At 62.5% G+C, this 17,828-nt stretch carries 16 protein-coding genes and 1 tRNA gene; 12 read left to right on the forward strand and 5 right to left on the reverse strand.

Features of this window, described 5'->3' with window-relative positions; genetic code table 11:
* The first annotated feature begins 47 nt into the window (after positions 1-47).
* A tRNA-Lys gene (locus CR917_RS08530) sits at positions 48-123 on the forward strand.
* A gap of 158 nt (positions 124-281) precedes the next feature.
* Here CR917_RS08530 and CR917_RS08535 read toward each other — a convergent pair.
* Both CR917_RS08535 and mgtA read right to left on the reverse strand, forming a co-directional pair.
* On the reverse strand, positions 282-632 hold the full coding sequence (locus tag CR917_RS08535) for a DUF2493 domain-containing protein (RefSeq protein ID WP_078480038.1): 351 nt from the start codon (positions 630-632) through the stop codon (positions 282-284).
* Positions 633-657: 25 nt separating this feature from the next.
* A complete protein-coding gene (gene mgtA, locus CR917_RS08540) occupies positions 658-3,369 on the reverse strand; it encodes a magnesium-translocating P-type ATPase (protein ID WP_104572125.1) in 2,712 nt (903 codons plus the stop codon).
* Positions 3,370-4,423: 1,054 nt separating this feature from the next.
* Between mgtA and CR917_RS08550 the strand changes: the two genes are divergently transcribed.
* The 6 genes from CR917_RS08550 to nadA all read left to right on the forward strand — a co-directional run bounded on the left by CR917_RS08550 (position 4,424) and on the right by nadA (position 10,734).
* Positions 4,424-5,614, forward strand: coding sequence for an NAD(P)/FAD-dependent oxidoreductase (locus CR917_RS08550; RefSeq protein ID WP_104572126.1), 1,191 nt, complete (start codon positions 4,424-4,426; stop codon positions 5,612-5,614).
* A gap of 26 nt (positions 5,615-5,640) precedes the next feature.
* Positions 5,641-6,003 carry a DUF1641 domain-containing protein gene (locus CR917_RS08555; RefSeq protein ID WP_078480035.1) on the forward strand — a complete coding sequence of 121 codons (363 nt, stop codon included), beginning with the start codon at positions 5,641-5,643 and terminating at the stop codon, positions 6,001-6,003.
* Between the two features lie 26 nt (positions 6,004-6,029).
* Positions 6,030-6,848 (forward strand): methyltransferase domain-containing protein, encoded by an 819-nt coding sequence (locus tag CR917_RS08560; RefSeq protein WP_058541514.1) that lies wholly within the window; start codon positions 6,030-6,032, stop codon positions 6,846-6,848.
* Positions 6,849-7,065: 217 nt separating this feature from the next.
* Positions 7,066-7,935 carry an oxaloacetate decarboxylase gene (locus CR917_RS08565; protein ID WP_104573149.1) on the forward strand — a complete coding sequence of 290 codons (870 nt, stop codon included), beginning with the start codon at positions 7,066-7,068 and terminating at the stop codon, positions 7,933-7,935.
* 40 nt (positions 7,936-7,975) lie between these two features.
* Positions 7,976-9,466, forward strand: coding sequence for a YdgA family protein (locus CR917_RS08570; RefSeq protein WP_104572127.1), 1,491 nt, complete (start codon positions 7,976-7,978; stop codon positions 9,464-9,466).
* Between the two features lie 209 nt (positions 9,467-9,675).
* Positions 9,676-10,734, forward strand: a complete 1,059-nt coding sequence (gene nadA / locus CR917_RS08575) for a quinolinate synthase NadA (RefSeq protein WP_043864228.1) — start codon at positions 9,676-9,678, stop codon at positions 10,732-10,734.
* 82 nt (positions 10,735-10,816) lie between these two features.
* Here the strand turns inward: nadA and CR917_RS08580 are convergent, their stop codons facing one another.
* Positions 10,817-12,250: a M48 family metalloprotease gene (locus CR917_RS08580; protein WP_043864227.1), complete on the reverse strand. Its 1,434-nt coding sequence runs from the start codon at positions 12,248-12,250 to the stop codon at positions 10,817-10,819.
* Positions 12,251-12,378: 128 nt separating this feature from the next.
* Between CR917_RS08580 and CR917_RS08585 the strand changes: the two genes are divergently transcribed.
* Complete coding sequence (locus CR917_RS08585; RefSeq protein ID WP_043864226.1) at positions 12,379-12,618, forward strand: sulfurtransferase TusA family protein; 240 nt, start codon at positions 12,379-12,381, stop codon at positions 12,616-12,618.
* 23 nt (positions 12,619-12,641) lie between these two features.
* Positions 12,642-13,712, forward strand: coding sequence for an AI-2E family transporter (locus CR917_RS08590; RefSeq protein ID WP_043864225.1), 1,071 nt, complete (start codon positions 12,642-12,644; stop codon positions 13,710-13,712).
* Positions 13,713-13,742: 30 nt separating this feature from the next.
* Here the strand turns inward: CR917_RS08590 and CR917_RS08595 are convergent, their stop codons facing one another.
* The gene (locus tag CR917_RS08595) at positions 13,743-14,216 is read right to left on the reverse strand and encodes a peroxiredoxin (RefSeq protein ID WP_043864224.1); all 474 of its coding nucleotides are present in this window, start codon (positions 14,214-14,216) and stop codon (positions 13,743-13,745) included.
* Positions 14,217-14,227: 11 nt separating this feature from the next.
* Entirely contained in the window at positions 14,228-14,788 is a 561-nt protein-coding gene (locus tag CR917_RS08600) for a glycine cleavage system protein R (protein ID WP_043864223.1), read from the reverse strand.
* 260 nt (positions 14,789-15,048) lie between these two features.
* Here CR917_RS08600 and dapA point away from each other — a divergent pair, with 260 nt between their 5' ends.
* The 3 genes from dapA to CR917_RS08615 are packed head-to-tail and all read left to right on the forward strand — an operon-like array spanning position 15,049 to position 17,819.
* Positions 15,049-15,927, forward strand: coding sequence for a 4-hydroxy-tetrahydrodipicolinate synthase (dapA, locus tag CR917_RS08605; protein WP_043864222.1), 879 nt, complete (start codon positions 15,049-15,051; stop codon positions 15,925-15,927).
* Positions 15,928-15,944: 17 nt separating this feature from the next.
* The gene (gene bamC / locus CR917_RS08610) at positions 15,945-17,060 is read left to right on the forward strand and encodes an outer membrane protein assembly factor BamC (protein WP_104572128.1); all 1,116 of its coding nucleotides are present in this window, start codon (positions 15,945-15,947) and stop codon (positions 17,058-17,060) included.
* Positions 17,061-17,819 carry an MBL fold metallo-hydrolase gene (locus CR917_RS08615; protein ID WP_043864220.1) on the forward strand — a complete coding sequence of 253 codons (759 nt, stop codon included), beginning with the start codon at positions 17,061-17,063 and terminating at the stop codon, positions 17,817-17,819. It begins immediately after the preceding gene.
* The last annotated feature ends 9 nt before the right edge of the window (positions 17,820-17,828 follow it).

Below are 17,828 nucleotides of genomic sequence, written 5' to 3' on the forward strand. Positions count from 1 at the left end.
GGGTGTTGATTTCCTTAAGGAAATCAGTATTATACGCCCCACGCAACGGGTCGTTAGCTCAGTTGGTAGAGCAGTTGGCTTTTAACCAATTGGTCGTAGGTTCGAATCCTACACGACCCACCATTTCGAAAAACCCGCTTTCCATGAGAAAGCGGGTTTTTTTTCGTCTGTTGAATTTCCCTCTCTGTTCAGCAACTGAACCGTGATCTGCGGGTTGACCTGGAGATTGCGTTCGCGCCAGCTCGGCTGGGTGCGAGCTGGCGCGGGAGGGGGTCACCGGTCTACGGGTTGCCTGCCGAGAGTGTCTGCAAGCCCTGGCTTCGGGCCTGGTCGAGCAGTTCTTCGGTGTCTGCCCCGCCGGGCAGCGCGAGCACGATGTCCGGTCGGCTATCGGCCAGCATGAAGCGGTTGCGCAGGCGTTCGGCCTGTTTGCCGTGGTGCTGCCAGTTGGGTGGGTAGCGCACGATGTGGGCTGCGTTTTCCCGGGCCCAGTCCTCGATATGCGCACCGAGGAACTGACTGCCACCGTGGATGACCACCTGCACCGGGTGCAGGCGCTGGAAAGCTTCCAGAACCTGCCGGCACACCCGGCTGTCGGCGTAATGGCGGCCGGCGCAAATCAGTACGCGCATAGGCGTTCTCCCTGAGCCACGTTCTTCAGAACCACTGCTTGAAGCGGCGGATGTACAAGGTCTTCATGGTCTGGGCGACCACGCAGTAGCTAAGCAGTGTGCCCACCAGCCAAGGGAAGTATTCCCACGGCAGCGGAACCAGGCCGACCATGCTGCCCAGCGGCGAGAAGGGCACGTAGATTCCCAGCGCCATCACCAGCCCCGTCGCCAGCATTACCGGCAAGGCTGCAGTGCTCTGGATGAACGGGATCTTGCGGGTGCGCAGCATGTGCACCACCAGGGTCTGGGACAGCAGCCCTTCGATGAACCAGCCCGACTGGAACAGGCTGGCCATTTCCACGCTGTTGGCGGCGAACACGTACCACATCAGCGCGAAGGTGGTGATGTCGAAAATGGATGAGGTTGGCCCTATCCACAGCATGAACCGCCCGATGTTCCGGGCATCCCATTTGCGTGGCTTGGCCAGGTACTCCTTGTCCATCTTGTCCCATGGCAGCGCCAGCTGGGAGAAGTCGTACATCAGGTTCTGCAGCAACAGGTGAATCGCCAGCATCGGCAGGAAGGGGATGAAGGCACTGGCGACCAGCACCGAGAACACGTTGCCGAAGTTGGAGCTGGCGGTCATGTTCAGGTACTTCATGATGTTTCCGAAGGTCTCGCGACCCTTGATCACCCCTTCCTCCAGTACCATCAGGCTCTTTTCCAGCAGGATGATGTCTGCCGACTCCTTGGCAATGTCGGTGCCGCTGTCCACCGAGATGCCGACGTCGGCGTCGCGCAGGGCAGGGGCGTCGTTGATCCCGTCACCCAGAAACCCGACGGTGTGGCCGTTGGCTTGAAGGGCCTTGAGTACGCGGGACTTCTGCAGTGGCGTGAGCTTGGCGAACACCGTGCGCTCTTCCACCCGGCGCGCGAGCACCTCATCGTCCATGTGCTCGATGTCGCGGCCCAGCAGCGGCTCGCCTGCCTCCAGGCCCACTTCCCGGCAGATCTTGGCGGTAACGGTGGGGTTGTCGCCGGTGAGTACCTTGACCGTCACGCCGTTGTCGCGCAGTGCGGCGATGGCCGGGCCGGCGCTTTCCTTGGGCGGGTCGAGGAAGGTCAGCAAGCCTTCGATGATCAGCTCGCGCTCATCGCTGGCGCTGTACTGGGTCTGCGTCTCGCCTGCGGCTATTTGGCGGGTGCCCACCAGCAGCACGCGAAAGCCGTCGCGGTTATAGGCCTCGGCGAGTTTGAGCAGGGCCGAACGGCGCTCGGCATCCAGGCTTACGGCAGTGCCCTGCTGGCGGACCCGGCTGGCGGTCTCCAGCATCTCTTCCACGGCGCCCTTGCACACCAGCAGGTGACCACCACTGGCATCGGCCAGGATCACCGACAGGCGCCGACGTACGAAGTCGAAGGGCAGTTCATCGACCTTGCGCCAGGCTGCCGGAGGGGTGAACTGCGGATTGTCCTCGGCGAAACTGACCACGGCGCGGTCCATGAGGTTTTTCATGCCGCTCTGGTGGTGGCTGTTGAGCCAGGCCAGTTGCAGCACCTCGTCGCAGCGGTTGCCGCCGACATCGACATGGTGTTCGAGGATGATGCGGTCCTGGGTCAGGGTGCCGGTCTTGTCGGTGCACAGTACGTCCATGGCGCCGAAGTTCTGGATCGCGTTCAGGCGCTTGACCACTACCTTGCGCCTGGCCATGGCGGCCGCACCCTTGGCCAGGTTGGCGCTGACGATCATCGGCAGCATTTCCGGGGTCAGGCCAACCGCTACCGCCAGGGCGAACATGAAGGCTTCGGCCCAGTCCCCCTTGGTGAAGCCGTTGATCAGCAGCACGATGGGTACCATCACCAGCATGAAGCGGATCAGCAGCCAGCTCACGCTGTTGACCCCGCGGTCGAAGGCGGTCTGCGCGCGGGAGCCGACGATGGAGCGGGCCAGTGAGCCGAAATAGGTACGAGCCCCGGTGGCGACCACCACGGCCGTGGCGGTCCCGCTGACCACGTTGGTGCCCATGAAGCAGATGTTGGGAAGGTCCAGCAGGTCCTGTTGGTCGGCGGCCTGGGCCTTGGCGGATTTTTCCTGCACCGCACCCAGGGTGTCGTACTTTTCCACTGGCAAGGCTTCGCCGGTCAGTACCGCCTGGCTGATGAACAGGTCGCGGGACTCGATCAGGCGAATGTCTGCGGGGATCATGTCGCCGGCAGACAGCTGGATGATGTCGCCCACCACCAGTTCGCGCATGGGTAGTTCTCGAACCCGCGCCTGGGCCCCTAGCTGCTCGCGCCGCAGCACGGCTGCGGTGGTGCGCACCATCGCCTTCAGGGCTTCGGCGGCCTTGGCCGATCGGTGTTCCTGCCAGAAACGCATCACGCCGCTCGCCAACATCATCACCAGCACGATGATTACGCCGGTCAGGTCGGTTTCTTCGCCGGCCTGCAGCGGCAGCCAGAAGTCGGTGAAGAAACTGATACCCGTCAAGGTCATCAGCACATAGATGAAGGGGTTGTTGAAAGCGTGCAGCAACTGCACCAGTGCATGGGGCGGACGGTCATGGGCGACTTCGTTGTGGCCGTCCCGTTGCAGGCGGCCCTGGGCTTCTTCTTCGGTGAGCCCGGCGGGGCTGGAGTTGACGTTGGCCAGGGTAACGGCCAGGCCGTTCTGGGCCTCGCGCGCGGCGCGCATCGACAGCTTGTTGCTGTCACGGGTGGGGTGGGTGTGGCGGGGTGTTGGGTTTTTTACAGTCATGGTCTGTGCTCCTGCCGCCTGCTCGCGGCACGACACACCGACAACTCAACTAATCATAGGCGAGTGAAAGTATGTCGAGTCGCGGGCAGGCGATCGATTCGAAGAGTGGAATCTTTAGCGGTGACGTTCGCTGCCTGTTGAATGAACGTGCACAGGCAGCGAACCGACTACTGGCCTCTTCCATAATGTGCTCCACAGATTTTTATTAATGCGAAGGCAATAAAGTGCCGGCGAATTTTCCAACTAGGAAATTCGTTTTTTAATAAGCGCAAAGTTGCCGTTTATTCAAGGGGAAGTACGCACCCCGAATGCATGCAAACCTGGATCAGGCGTGCTGCAGAAACAGGGCGGCACCCCGACTCGGTGGGTCCTGGCTGTCGTCCAGGCTCCAGCGCTGCTGGCGTTGGCCGCTTGTGGAGCAGACGCGCCAACGGGCCCGCAAGGCGCTGCTGGCAGGGGAGTCGCAGAGGAGCCTTGGCGCACGCACGGGCAGCCTGGGCGCGCGCAGAAGCCTGGCCCGCAGGGCTGAAGTGAAGGCGCGTACGCCCGGTATTGCAGAAGAAGTGAAGTACATAACGTGTGCCTCGCGACCGGACGAACCGGGGAGGCAAGCCACGTTGGAGCATCAAGCCCTAGCGCAGCTTACCCGACCGCGGAGTCGAGTCCCGTCATTTTCAGGGTTAAGTGCCTGGCGTTGCGCAGCGGCAATGACCAGACAGCGTCTAGATACTATGTCCATTGGCTTCTTTGGTGAGTTGAAAAAGGCCGGATTTCCGGCCCGCGCAATTTACTCAGGAGGGGGAGCGAAGTCAACAGCAATCAGGCGTGAAAATTGAAACGTTAATAAAATTTCACACAAAGCAGCCAGCGGCTGAGGAGAGTCTGCCTGTGCCAAGGAATAATGCTAAGTGGGCAGAGTTTCACCGGTGGGATGATAATATTTTTTTGAAACAGAAATTAATGTCTGTTTTGCTATAGCGATTCTGTATATGGCATTTTTTTATAATTGCTATGGTACTTGGCATGGATTCAAAACCAGCCAGGGAGTGGGGCTATGTCTAAAACTATTGTCATCGTGGGGGGAGGTGTAGGCGGCACCATGCTCGCCAATCAATTGGTCAGACAACTTTACCCGGAAATACTCAAACACCAGGTCACGGTCAAACTGCTGTCGAATTCGCCGGATCATTATTACAAACCTGCCTTCATGTACGTTGCCTTCAACAGCTATTTCCAGGAAGACCTGAAACGGCCCGAGCGTTCGCTGTTGCGACCTGAAATCGACTTCCAGGTGGAGGAGGTGACCCGCTTCGACTTCCCCGGGCAAACCCTGCACACCCGCTCTGGAAGGCGCGTGGGCTATGACTTTCTGGTGATCGCGACGGGCTGCGTACCCGCTCCCGAGCGCATCGAGGGGCTGCAGGAGGCGGGGGATCATTTCTATCAATACAAGGCGGCGCGACAATTGGCGCAACGTCTGATGACGATTGAAAAAGGGCGCATCTTCATATCCGTTTCTTTCCCACAGACGCCCAATGTTCCGCATCAGTGCGGTATTGCGCCGGTGGAAACTACCTTGATGCTGGATGACTTGCTGCGCCGTCGCGGTGTTCGCAATAACGTTGAAATTGTTTATACCTATCCGACCACTGCGCAATTGCTCAGAAACTGTCTGTTCATGCAGCGGCCAACCGGAGAACTGTTGCCCACCCTTTTTGAACAGAAGAACATCAGGTTTCAGCGTGGCTTCACCCTGGACCGCGTGGACCCGGATCAACGTATTGCCTATTCGGCCGAAGGCCAGGCGCAGCCGTTCGACATCCTGATGGCGACCCCACCCATTCGTGCAGTGGACGCGGTGATACAGAGCGGTGCGTCCCAGGCCCCCAACAACGAGGGCTGGCTGCCGACCAACCACGAGACCCTGCAGGTCTACGGCCTGGAGAACGTCTACGTGATCGGCGACACCATGGACCTGCCCATCAGCAAGGCGGGCGGTGCCTGCCATAACCAGGCACCGGTGGTGGCCAACAACATCGCCGGCGAGATCCGCCTGGGCACCCCCTGCGCCGTCTACGACGGGAAGGTCCAGGCCGTTGCGCAGATGGGCCTCAACGCCGGCATGCCACTGACCTACAACTACCAGCAGGATGTGGTGCCCACCCCGCCGACCAAGCTGGGCGGCCTGTTGCGCAATGGATTCAACCGGGGCCTCTACTGGGCGGTTGCCCGTGGAATGATCTGAGTCGAGCGGTGCAGGAGTACGTCGATATGGAAACCTTCGAACCTACCGTGGAACACCTTGCTCACCCGGGCGTTGATGCCCTGATGAAAAAACTCGAACCGCTGCTGGTCAGTGGTCGCATGGACAACATCATCGACTTGCTGTCGCTGGGGTCCGACCTGGTCGACCTGCTCGACACCGCGATGGTGGACAAGCTGGCCCATGGGTTCGAGGACGTGACAGCCCTGACCTGGACCGTGGGCAACGCGCTGCGCATGGCGCAGGCGCAGAGCAGCGATACCCAGCCACCAAGCCTGCTGGGCCTGGTGCAACTGCTGCGCGAGCCGCAAACGCGACGTGGTATCGCGCTGGTGTTGAGGGTGTTGAACAATCTTGGACGGCAATATTGATCGCATGGAGCGAGAGGAACGTGGCAATGCTTGTAAAACAGCAACAGGGTCTGCGCGGGAGTACGACCTGGGACCCGCAAGGCTATCAGCAGTTTTCGCGTTTGAGGGAGCGTCCGGTGATCGAGCTGCTCGATCACCTGCCGTTGCAGGCACCAGCGTCCATCTATGATTTGGGCTGTGGTACCGGAATCGCCACCCGGCTGCTGGCCGAACGCTGGCCAGAGGCACAGTTGTTCGGCGTCGACAGCTCGGCGGAAATGCTCGCCGAGGCCCGAGCCCTGCCGGTCAATGCCCAATGGCTGAACAGTGACATAGACCAGTGGGAGCCCAAGCAGCCGGCAAGCCTGCTGTTCGCCGCTGCCGTGCTCCATTTCATGGAGGACCACGAAAACCTGCTGCCGCGGCTGCTCGGCAATCTGCACGCTGGCGGCTACCTGGCGCTGCACATGCCCAACTGGCGGGATGCACCCTGGTACCACCTGATGCTCAGGGCCCTGAGCGAATGCGGGCCTGCGGGCCGGGTGATCGGTACGCTGGAGCTGCGCAAGTTCATGTCGGCGCGCAATGTCCTGTCCCTGGACTGCTACTACCGGTTGCTGGCGCCGCTTACCAGCAAGCTGGATATCTGGGAAACCGAGCATCTGCAGGTGGTCGAAGGCCAGTCGCCGGTGTTCGACTGGGTCAAGGTTTCGGCACTGCGCCCGGTGCTCAGCTCCCTGGATGACGAGGACCGTGAGGCCTTTCTGCGCAAGTACCTCAGGCTTCTGGAAGCGCACTACCCGCGTGAAGACGACGGGCGCACGCTGTTCCCGTTCAAGCGCACCTTCATCGTGGCCTCGGTCTGAGATTGCCCTTGGGCGGTCACTCTCGACAGCCCTGCAAGCCGCGACAGGTCTCTCCCTCAGAATGAGGAGGGGGCAGCGCGTGCAGGGCTTCTGGAGGGGGGCGTTTTCGTTTTCTGTTCGCTTATTTTTGTTTGGGTTCGGGTCTGGCGACTGTCGGAGTGTCGGGCAGGAATGGTATGTTCTCCTCCAGAATGAAGATGAAGAAACTGGAATGATCATGCCTAGAGCCTCCCACCAAGATTTGCGCCGTGCCTTTCGTAAACTCCTGGCCTCCCCGGTCTGCTATCACACGGCTTCCGTGTTCGACCCGATGTCTGCGCGAATCGCCGCCGACCTCGGCTTCGAAGTCGGCATCCTGGGCGGCTCGGTGGCTTCGTTACAGGTGCTGGCGGCTCCGGACTTTGCCCTGATCACCTTGAGTGAATTTGCCGAGCAGGCCACGCGCATCGGGCGTGTCGCGCAGCTGCCGGTGATCGCCGACGCCGACCACGGCTACGGCAACGCGCTGAACGTGATGCGCACCGTCACCGAGCTCGAGCGCGCCGGCGTGGCTGCGCTGACCATCGAAGACACCCTGCTGCCTGCCCAGTTCGGGCGCAAGTCCACCGACCTGATCAGCATCGACGAAGGCGTGGGCAAGATCCGCGCTGCCCTGGAGGCTCGCGTCGACCAGGAGCTGTCGATCATCGCGCGCACCAATGCCGCGCTGATCCCGGTCAAAGAAGTCATTGCCCGCGTGGTCGCGTACCAGAATGCTGGCGCCGACGGCGTGTGCATGGTCGGCATTCGCGATTTCGATCACCTCGAAGAGATTGCCCGCCACGTCAGCGTGCCGCTGATGCTGGTGACCTACGGCAACCCGCAGCTGCACGACGACACGCGTCTGGCCGAGCTAGGCGTGCGTATCGCCGTGGATGGCCATGGCGCCTACTTCGCCGCGATCAAGGCCACCTACGACTGCCTGCGCGAGCAGCGCCGCATCACCAGCAGCGCCTCGGACCTCAGTGCCACCGAACTCACCCATACCTACACCGTACCCGGCGACTACATCGTCTGGGCGCGGGAGTTCATGGACGTCAACGAGTAACATCGCTTCACCTCAATATGGATAGCAAACGGATCAATTCATGAAGAAAACACTGGGAGTGGTGTGCGGGCTTGCCGTCGCCGTAGCGGCCGTATGCACGGCCGGGGCGTGGTATACGGGCAAGCAGTTGCCTGGCGTGCTGGAGCACGCTACCGCACAGTCCAATCTGCAGATGCAAAAGTCGTTCAAGGGCCTGGGTGCCACGGCGCGGCTTGAGCTGGTATCGCTGGAGCAACACCTGTTCAGCAGTGTCGCGCGTTACAGGTTCACCGTGCAGAACCTGGAGCTGGGCGATGAGCCGAGCAACCTGGAACTGACCCTGGTCGATCGCATCGAGCACGGGCCGTTTCCCTGGCAGCGGGTCAAGGCATTCAAGCTGATGCCGGTGATGGCGGCATCCAGCACCTCGATCGAGAAGGATGCCACCACAGCCGAGTGGTATGCGGCCAGCGGTGATGTCTCGCCGGTGCAGGGCGAGTTCAGCCTGGGCTATGACCAGTCGTATGACGGCACGTTGAGGCTGATGCCCCTGGACATCGCCAAGGACGGTTCGTCGGTGAAGTTCTCCGGCTTCGACCTGGGCATGAGCGGCGACTTCGAAGGCAAGCGCCTCAAGCTCGACGGCAGCATGGGCACCTTGCAGGTGTCGATGGTCGATAGCGAGACGCCGCCGCTCAAGTTCGACCTCAAGGGCCTGAAACTGGTTGCAGACCTCACCCTGACGCCCTACGACTTCTATGAAGGCCAGGCCGACGTGACCCTGGACGACAGCGCCTTCACCTTTGGCGATCGCCAGGTACCGCTGACCGTCAAGGGTGTGGAGCAACGCAACACCTACAAGGTCACCGGCGACAAGGTCGATGCCAGGGCCGCCTACAAGGTCGACGCCATCACCTATGACGGCAAGGCCGTGGGCGGCGGGCAACTGGTGGTGGCGGTCAACCGCTTCGATATCCCTGCGCTGCAGGCGATCATGGCGATCTATGAGAAGCACATGCCCCAGCTGCAGGAGACGGCCGCTGCCGGCCAACCACCCGAGCTGGAGCTGAATGCCGAAGAGCAGGCGCTGATGCAGGTGCAGATGATGCAGTTGCTGGCGGGCAAGCCTCAGGTGGCCGTGGAGGACCTTTCCTTCAAGACCGCCAACGGTGAAAGTCGCTTCAACCTCACCCTGGACCTGGCCAAGCCGACGTCGGCCGACCTGCCTTCCGATCAGCTGGTGCGCCAGATGATCGAGAAACTGCAGAGCAGCTTGTCGCTGTCCAAGCCGATGATCGGTGACCTGGCAGCCTTGCAGGCCAGCCTGGAAGGGCAGGACGAGGCGCAGGTCAAGCAGGCCGCAATGGCCGGCGAGATGGTCGGGCAGATGGCCTTGTATTCCAAGCTGGCCACGCTCAAGGGCAATGACATCATTGCCAACCTGCACTATGCCGATGGCCAGGTGGCCTTCAACGGGCAGAAGATGACCGTTGAAGAGTTCGCCGCGCTGGTGATGTCCAGCCTCGGCGGCCTGCAACCGGCAGGCAACTGACCGCTGGGCTGGCGGGCTTGCCCCGCCAGCCTGGTTTGGCAAAAAACCCTTTAGAATTCATTCGATTAACTGTAGCCTTCGGCAACCCATAAAACCCGAGGCCGCAGAGGGTCTTTGGTTCTGTCGTACAGGCTGAACCGTTATCCGATTTGCCAGGGCTCGGTGATACACTCGACTTACGCGCACTAGCGCCTGCAGGTCTTGCGAACATGACCCAGATTTCCGAACGCCTTCTGGTCCAGGCCCACCTCGACGCCAAGCAGCCCAAGCCGCTGACGCCCGAGCAAGAGGCTGACTACCGTGCCGCCATCGCCGCCGAGCTCAAGGCTCAGGACGCCGTGCTGGTGGCCCACTTCTACTGTGATCCGGTGATCCAGGCCCTGGCCGAGGAGACCGGCGGTTGCGTGTCCGACTCGCTGGAGATGGCCCGTTTCGGCAACCAGCATCCGGCCAAGACCGTGGTGGTGGCCGGTGTACGCTTCATGGGTGAGACGGCGAAGATCCTCAACCCCGAAAAGCGCGTGCTGATGCCGACCCTGGAGGCCACCTGCTCGCTCGACCTGGGTTGCCCGGTGGAGGACTTTTCGGCGTTCTGCGACAAGCACCCCGAGCGCACCGTGGTGGTGTATGCCAACACGTCGGCGGCGGTCAAGGCACGGGCCGACTGGGTGGTGACCTCCAGCTGTGCGCTGGAGATCGTCGAAAGCCTGATGGACAATGGCGAGACCATCATCTGGGGGCCTGACCAGCACCTGGGCCGTTACATCCAGAAGAACACCGGCGCCGACATGCTGCTGTGGGACGGTGCCTGCATCGTTCACGAGGAGTTCAAGTCGCGTCAGTTGCTGGACATGAAGGCGCTGTACCCGGACGCGGCGATCCTGGTGCACCCCGAGTCGCCAGAGGCGGTGATCGACCTGGCCGATGCGGTGGGTTCCACCAGCCAGCTGATTGCGGCTGCGCAGCGCATGCCGAACAAGACCTTCATCGTGGCCACCGACCGCGGCATTTTCTACAAGATGCAGCAGCTGTGCCCGGACAAGGTCTTCGTCGAGGCGCCCACTGCCGGCAACGGCGCGGCGTGCCGCAGTTGCGCTCACTGCCCGTGGATGGCGATGAACACGCTTGAGCGCACCTTGCAGTGCCTGCGCGAGGGTAGCAACGAGATCTTCGTCGAGCCGGCGCTTATCCCGCAGGCACTCAAGCCACTCAAGCGCATGCTGGACTTCACCCAGGCGGCGCGGCTCAAGCTCTCCGGCAACGCCTGAAAGCAGCATCGCGGGTCGAGCCCGCTCCCACAAGGGGGCGGGGCTAACCCGCGATATGGTGTGCGCGCTGCCTTGATGCGTGTCAGCGCATCATGTCCTTGACCATCCGCTGCTGTTCCATCAGCTCGCGCTGACGGGCATCGATCTTCGACGACAGCACAAAGTTGTTGCCCGCCCGCTGCTTGGCGTAGTCGAGCTGCTGCAAGGCCTGGTCGAAGTCGCCCACCAGGGCAAAGTACTCGGCGCGAGCCTGGTGCAGGCCGATTGTGTTGCCCGACAGGCCGCGAACCTCCGCCACCTCATACCAGACATCCGGGTCTTGTGGCCGATTCTTGAGCAGCGCATCCAGTGCCTTCTCTGCCTCGGCCGGGCGGTTCTGCTTGAGCAGCAGGTCGATGCGTGACTGCTGCAGCGGGTAGTTGCCCGGGTACAGGGCTCGCATCTTCTCCACCCGTTGCTGGGCATCGGCCAGGCGGTTGTTGGTCACGTCCAGGTCGATCTGCGCAAGGTTGTAGGTGATGTCGTTGGGTGCCTTGGCGAGCAAGGGCTTGAGGCTCTCGCGGGCCTCGTTGAGCTGGCCGCCCTTGATCTGCGCCAGTGCCAGGCCGTAACGCGCCGCATCCAGGTTGGGGTTTTCGTCCAGCAGGGCGCGGAAGCGCTTGGCACCCAGGCCCGGCGTGCCTTCGTAGGTCAGTTGCAGGCGTGCACGAATCAACTGGTAGCGCAGGCTGTCGTCCACACCGCCCTTGGGGGCCTGTTCGGCACGGTTGCGGGTGTCGGCGACCCGCGACTCGGTAACCGGGTGAGTCAGCAGAAACTCCGGTGGCTTGGCGCTGTACTGGTACTGGCGCATCAGCCGTTCGAACATGGTCGGCATGTTGCGTGGATCGTAGCCGGCCTTTTCCAGGTTGAGGATGCCGATGCGGTCGGCCTCCTGTTCGTTCTGGCGCGAGAAGCGCCGTTGTTCCTGGATCGCGGCGGCCTGGGTGCCGGCAATCGCGGCGATGCCGGCATCGCCAGCCCCGGCAGCGGCGGCAATGATGCCCACCAGCAGGGCGCCCATCATCGGCAGTTGCATGCGTTGCTGGGCTTCCACGCCGCGGGCGAAGTGGCGTTGCGACAAGTGCGCCAGTTCGTGGGCCAGCACCGAGGCGTACTCGCCCTCGGTCTGGGCGTTCAGGAACAGGCCGCCGTTGACCCCCACGATCCCGCCAGGGGCGGCGAAGGCGTTGAGTTCCTTGCTGTCGATCAGGATGAACTCCAGGCGCCGGTCCTGCAGCTGGCTGGTTTCGGCAAGGCGGTAGACGCTGGTTTCGACGTAGTCCTTGAGCTGGGGGTCGGACAGCTGGCGCACGTTGCCGCGCAGCAGGCTCAACCAGGCGCGGCCCAGTTGATGTTCCTGTTGCGGGGAAACGATGGCCGAGCTGGCGTCGCCGAGTGACGGCAGGTCGTCGGCATGGCTCGGTAGAGCCAGCAGGCAAGCCAGCGTCAGCAGGGTAGGGCGCAGAAAATTCATGCACGAAGCTCGGGTCGACAAAGAACCTTACTGTAGCCGGCTCACACGTTGACGACCAGTGGCGGTATCCTACGAGGTCTGTGCATGCCGCTACCTGCCGTGGGCATGCACCTGCCTGGAGAAGCCCGATGACCGATGCCGTACCCTGCGACGCCGAACTGGATGCCAGCGGCCTGAATTGCCCCTTGCCGTTGCTCAAGGCCAAGATGGAGCTCAACCGCCTGGGCAGTGGTGCAGTACTCAAGGTGGTGGCCACCGATGCCGGCTCGCAGCGCGACTTCCGCACTTTTGCCCGCCTGGCCGGTCATACGCTGCTGCATGAGCAGGCCGACGCCGGGGTCTACACCTACTGGCTCAAGAAAGCCTGAACCTTTCTCTTTAAGGATCACCGATGTTCAAAGTGCTTCGTGGCTGGCTGCACCGCTATTTCTCGGATGAAGAAGCGGTGGTGCTGGCGGTCCTGCTGTTTCTGGGGTTCACCGCGATACTGACCCTGGGCGGCATGCTGGCGCCGGTGCTGGCGGGCATGGTGCTGGCGTTCCTGATGCAGGGCCTGGTCAATGCGCTGGAGCGCCTGCGGGTGCCCAGCAAGGTGGCGGTGGGGCTGGTGTTCCTGCTGTTCCTGAGCGCGCTGGCGGTGTTCCTGCTGGTGCTGGTGCCGTTGCTCTGGCACCAGTTGATCACCCTGTTCAACGAACTGCCGGGCATGCTTGGCAAGTGGCAGTCGCTGCTGTTGCTGCTGCCGGAGCGCTACCCGCATCTGGTCTCGGATGAGCAGGTGCTGCAGGCCATCGAGGCGATGCGCGGCGAGATCGGCAAGTTCGGTCAATGGGCGCTGACCTTCTCGCTGTCGAGCCTGCCGTTGCTGGTCAACATCATGATCTACCTGGTGCTGGTGCCGATCCTGGTGTTCTTCTTTCTCAAGGACCGCGAGCAGATCGCGCGCTGGGTCAGCGGCTACCTGCCGCGCGAGCGGGCCCTGATGACCCGCGTGGCCGAGGAGATGAACCGCCAGATCGCCAACTACATTCGCGGCAAGGGCATCGAGATCCTGATCTGCGGCGTGGCCACCTACATCGCGTTCATCGCACTGGGCCTGAACTATGCGGCGCTGCTTGCGCTGCTGGTGGGGTTGTCGGTGGTGGTGCCGTATGTGGGGGCGGTGGTGGTAACCGTACCGGTGACCCTGATTGCCCTGTTCCAGTGGGGCTGGGGCGACCAGTTCATCTACCTGATGGCGGTGTACGCGATCATCCAGGCGCTGGACGGCAACGTGCTGGTGCCGCTGCTGTTCTCCGAAGCGGTCAGCCTGCACCCGGTGGCGATCATCTGCGCAGTACTGCTGTTTGGCGGATTGTGGGGCTTCTGGGGGATCTTCTTCGCGATCCCGCTGGCTACGCTGTTCAAGGCGGTGCTCGACGCCTGGCCGCGGCGTGAGCCGGTGGTGGCGCCGCTGCTCTAGCCGCGGCGCACGCTTCGCCGGCGAAGCGCTTCAGCCCTTGTTCAATGCTTGCGCCTGCGCCAGCACCGCTTCCACATGCCCGGGCACCTTCACGCCGCGCCATTCCTTGCGTAGCACACCCTCGCTGTCGATCAGGAAGGTGCTGCGGTCCACCCCCATGTATTCCTTGCCGTACAGCTTCTTGAGCTTGATCACGTCGAACAGCTGGCACAGGGCTTCGTCCTTGTCGCTGATCAGCTCGAACGGGAAGCCCTGCTTGGCCTTGAAGTTCTCGTGGGACTTGAGCCCGTCACGCGATACGCCGAACACCTCGGTGTTGGCCGCCTGGAACGCCGCGTACTGGTCGCGAAAGCCCTGGCCTTCGGTGGTGCAGCCCGGGGTGCTGTCCTTGGGGTAGAAGTAGATCACCACTTGGCGACCCTTCAGGCCGCTCAGGCTGACGGTCTTGGCGCCGGTGGCTTGCGCCTCGAAATCGGCGACGGGTTGGTCGAGTGCTACGGCCATTGCGGGTTTCCTTACATGGGGTTCTGTGGGCGCCACGGTTCGATCAGCGCATCCAGGTTCAGGGCGTCGGAGAAGTCCAGGAACTGGTCACGCAGCCAGCTGATCTGGGTGCCGGCCGGCAGGGTCACGGTGAACGTGGCGTTGAGCATGGTGCCGCCGGTCTGTGGTGCCTGATAGGTGTCGCAGGTCAGGTTCTCCAGCTCGACGTTGTGGTCGATGAAGAACTGGCACAGCTCGTTGATGATGTCGGGGCGGTACGCGGCACTGACATAGGCGACGTAGGGCAGCGACAGCGGGCGCACTTCGAGTTCGGCGCTACGCACCACATTCACGGTGAAGGTGTGCTTCTTGGCCAGGGTCGGCAGCGCCGCTTCGAAACGCGCCAGGGCGTCCCAGCTACCGGTGACCTGCAGCACCAGTGCGCTGCACTCGCCGTGGCGGGTCAGGCGCGAGGTGACGACCGAGCAGCGATTGTCGTTGCTGGCCCGGCACAGAATGTTGGTCAGTTCCATGGGGTTGGCGCCCAGGGCACTGATGACAAGGAATTGTTCGCGAACGGTGGGGGTGGACATGCAGCATTCCTAAAGCGATGAGCGGTCGGTACGTGACGGGGCAAATAGGCTTGTCGGCGTGGTTCCGTGGCTCAGGATCGAGGGCTCGGGCACTGTCGGGGCGCGTTGTCGGCAGCCCGGCGGGCCGCTGTGTACCGATCAAAGAGAGAAGGGTAGCGAAAATGGTCGCCGAGGGGAATGCTCCTGCCGCCTGCTTCGCTTGTGCAAGCCCTGTGGCGCCAGTACCATTACCGCTCTCTTTTTCCGGCAGGAGCAGCTTCATGATTGCGGGCAGTATGGTGGCATTGGTCACACCCATGGATGCACAAGGGCGTCTTGACTGGGACAGCCTCAGCAAACTCGTGGACTTCCACCTGGAAAACGGCACCCACGCCATCGTTGCGGTCGGTACCACCGGCGAATCGGCGACCCTGGATGTCAATGAGCACATCGAAGTCATCAAGGCCGTGGTCAAGCAGGTCAACGGCCGTATTCCGGTGATCGCCGGTACGGGTGCCAACTCCACCAGCGAAGCGGTGCACCTGACCCGCAATGCCAAGGACGCCGGTGCCGACGCCTGCCTGCTGGTGGTGCCTTACTACAACAAGCCGACCCAGGAAGGCCTGTACCAGCACTTCAAGCACATTGCCGAAGCCGTCGACATCCCGCAGATCCTCTACAACGTGCCCGGCCGTACCGCCTGTGACATGCAGGCCGAGACCGTGATCCGTCTCTCGAGCGTGCCCAACATCATCGGCATCAAGGAAGCCACCGGCGACCTCAAGCGTGCCAAGGCGATCCTGGATGGCGTGAGCAAGGATTTCATCGTGCTGTCCGGCGATGATCCGACCGCCGTCGAACTGATCCTGCTGGGCGGTAAAGGCAACATCTCGGTGACCGCCAACGTCGCCCCGCGCGAAATGGCCGACCTGTGCAACGCCGCACTCGAAGGCAAGGCCGACGAGGCCCGCGCCATCAACGAAAAACTGATGCCCCTGCACAAGGACCTGTTCGTCGAAGCCAACCCGATTCCGGTGAAGTGGGCTTTGGTCGAAATGGGGCTGATGCACAAGGGCATCCGCCTGCCGCTGACCTGGCTGAGCGAATCCTGTCACGATACGGTACGCCAGGCCATGCGCCAGTGCGGCCTGAAGTTTTAATTGAGGACGTACACCGCATGAAGCGATTGGCTGGTCTTTCCGCCCTTGCCTTGATCATCTCCAGCACCAGTGGTTGTGGCTGGCTCTGGGGCGAAGAGGGTTACTTCCGTGACCGGGGCAGCGATTATCTGGAGGCCACTCAAAAGCCGCCGATGCAGCTGCCGCCGGATGTCAGCAACGTCAAGCGTCTTGACCCGCTGCTGCCGATTCCGCGCAACGTCGCCGACGACAACGTCAAGGGCGAGTTCGAAGTGCCGCGTCCACAGCCGTTGGCGGCAGGTGCCGACATCAGCGATTTCAGCCTGCAGAAGAGCGGCGCTTCGCGTTGGGTCCTGGCCCAGCGCGCCCCGGCCGAGGTGTGGCCGGTGGCCCACCAGTTCTTCGAGGACAACGGCTTCCGCATCGCCGAAGAGCGCCCGCAGACCGGCGAGTTCAGCACCACCTGGCAGCGTTTCGACGAGTTGTCGGCGTCCATGGCCCAGCGCCTGGGCGTTGTTGCAGGCAGCAGCAGCAATGAAATCCGTGCCCGGGTTCGCATCGAGCCGGGCGTACAGCGCAATACCAGTGAAGTCTATGTGGTGACCGTCGAGCGTGCTGCCGGCAGCGCCACCGAACAGGACTTCCCGGCACGCGCCGAGAACACCGGTGTGGACGCTGCACTGGTCGACGAAATGCTTGCCAGCATGACCCGCAGCGCCGAGAAGGGCGGTTCGGTATCGCTGCTGGCGGCCCGTGACTTCGATACCCCGAGCCGTGTCAGCCTGAGCGAAGACGGTAGCGGCAACCCGGTACTGAACCTGGGCGCCGACCTCGATCGCGCGTGGTCCAGCGTCGGCCGTGCCCTGGAACAGGGCGAATGGCGGGTTGAGGACATCAACCGCAGCCTGGGCCTGTACTACATCAACCTTGCCGAAAAAGCCGAGGCCAAGGACCAGGAGCCTGGTTTCTTCAGCCGCCTGTTCGGCAGTGCGCCGAGCAAGGAAGAGCGTGAAGCCCGCGCCGAGCGCTATCAGGTACGCCTGAGCAAGGTGGGTGACAGCGTGCAGGTGACGGTCGAGAAGAACATCAACACCGTGGCCCCGGCCGATGTGGCCCGTCGCGTGCTGAGCGTCATCCAGGACAACCTGGGTTAAGTGCGCTTCGCCGTACTCGGAAGTGGCAGCCAGGGAAATGGCACGCTGATTGTCAGTGGCAGTACCTGCGTGCTGGTCGATTGCGGGTTCTCCCTGCGCGAAACCGAGCGGCGTCTGGCGCTGCTCGGCGTGTCGGCGGCGCAGTTGAGCGCGGTGCTGGTGACCCACGAGCATGCCGACCACGTGCATGGGGTGGGTTTGCTGGCGCGGCGCTACAATGTGCCGGTGTACCTCAGTCGTGGCACCTTGCGCGGGATGCGCAAGCCCGTGGAGCCCAGCGGCTTCCTGGCAGCTGGCGATACCCTGCAGCTGGGTGCATTGAGCATTGCCGCCGTTGGCGTCAGCCACGATGCGCTGGAGCCCTTGCAGTATGTGTTCAGCGATGGCCGCCGCCGGTTTGGCGTGTTGACCGACCTGGGCTCGTACGACGCGGCCCTGCTCGACAGCTATCAGGGCCTGGACGCCTTGCTGATCGAAGCCAACCATTGTCGCGACATGCTGGGCCGCGGGCATTACCCGATGTTCCTCAAGCAGCGCGTGGGTGGCGACTACGGACATTTGAACAACCACCAGGCCGCGCGCCTGGTGTCGGAGTTGGGCTGGCAGAACCTGCAGCACCTGGTGCTGGCCCACCTCAGCAGCAAGAACAACCTGCCACAGCTGGCCCGGCAATGTTTCGTCGACGCCCTCGGGTGTGACCCGGACTGGCTGCAAGTGGCGAATCAGGATTACGGGCTCGACTGGCGCGAAATCGCCTAGCCCATTTCA

This window comes from Pseudomonas sp. BRM28, from assembly GCF_002939405.1.
Classification (GTDB): Bacteria; Pseudomonadota; Gammaproteobacteria; order Pseudomonadales; family Pseudomonadaceae; genus Aquipseudomonas; species Aquipseudomonas palmensis.

What these genes read in the sequence shown, in the direction of transcription:
- CR917_RS08535 (WP_078480038.1), bottom strand. Translation starts at nt 632, where the DNA reads ATGCGCGTACTGATTTGCGCCGGCCGCCATTACGCCGACAGCCGGGTG.
- mgtA (WP_104572125.1), bottom strand. Translation starts at nt 3,369, where the DNA reads ATGACTGTAAAAAACCCAACACCCCGCCACACCCACCCCACCCGTGAC.
- CR917_RS08550 (WP_104572126.1), top strand. Translation starts at nt 4,424, where the DNA reads ATGTCTAAAACTATTGTCATCGTGGGGGGAGGTGTAGGCGGCACCATG.
- CR917_RS08555 (WP_078480035.1), top strand. Translation starts at nt 5,641, where the DNA reads ATGGAAACCTTCGAACCTACCGTGGAACACCTTGCTCACCCGGGCGTT.
- CR917_RS08560 (WP_058541514.1), top strand. Translation starts at nt 6,030, where the DNA reads ATGCTTGTAAAACAGCAACAGGGTCTGCGCGGGAGTACGACCTGGGAC.
- CR917_RS08565 (WP_104573149.1), top strand. Translation starts at nt 7,066, where the DNA reads ATGCCTAGAGCCTCCCACCAAGATTTGCGCCGTGCCTTTCGTAAACTC.
- CR917_RS08570 (WP_104572127.1), top strand. Translation starts at nt 7,976, where the DNA reads ATGAAGAAAACACTGGGAGTGGTGTGCGGGCTTGCCGTCGCCGTAGCG.
- nadA (WP_043864228.1), top strand. Translation starts at nt 9,676, where the DNA reads ATGACCCAGATTTCCGAACGCCTTCTGGTCCAGGCCCACCTCGACGCC.
- CR917_RS08580 (WP_043864227.1), bottom strand. Translation starts at nt 12,250, where the DNA reads ATGAATTTTCTGCGCCCTACCCTGCTGACGCTGGCTTGCCTGCTGGCT.
- CR917_RS08585 (WP_043864226.1), top strand. Translation starts at nt 12,379, where the DNA reads ATGACCGATGCCGTACCCTGCGACGCCGAACTGGATGCCAGCGGCCTG.
- CR917_RS08590 (WP_043864225.1), top strand. Translation starts at nt 12,642, where the DNA reads ATGTTCAAAGTGCTTCGTGGCTGGCTGCACCGCTATTTCTCGGATGAA.
- CR917_RS08595 (WP_043864224.1), bottom strand. Translation starts at nt 14,216, where the DNA reads ATGGCCGTAGCACTCGACCAACCCGTCGCCGATTTCGAGGCGCAAGCC.
- CR917_RS08600 (WP_043864223.1), bottom strand. Translation starts at nt 14,788, where the DNA reads ATGTCCACCCCCACCGTTCGCGAACAATTCCTTGTCATCAGTGCCCTG.
- dapA (WP_043864222.1), top strand. Translation starts at nt 15,049, where the DNA reads ATGATTGCGGGCAGTATGGTGGCATTGGTCACACCCATGGATGCACAA.
- bamC (WP_104572128.1), top strand. Translation starts at nt 15,945, where the DNA reads ATGAAGCGATTGGCTGGTCTTTCCGCCCTTGCCTTGATCATCTCCAGC.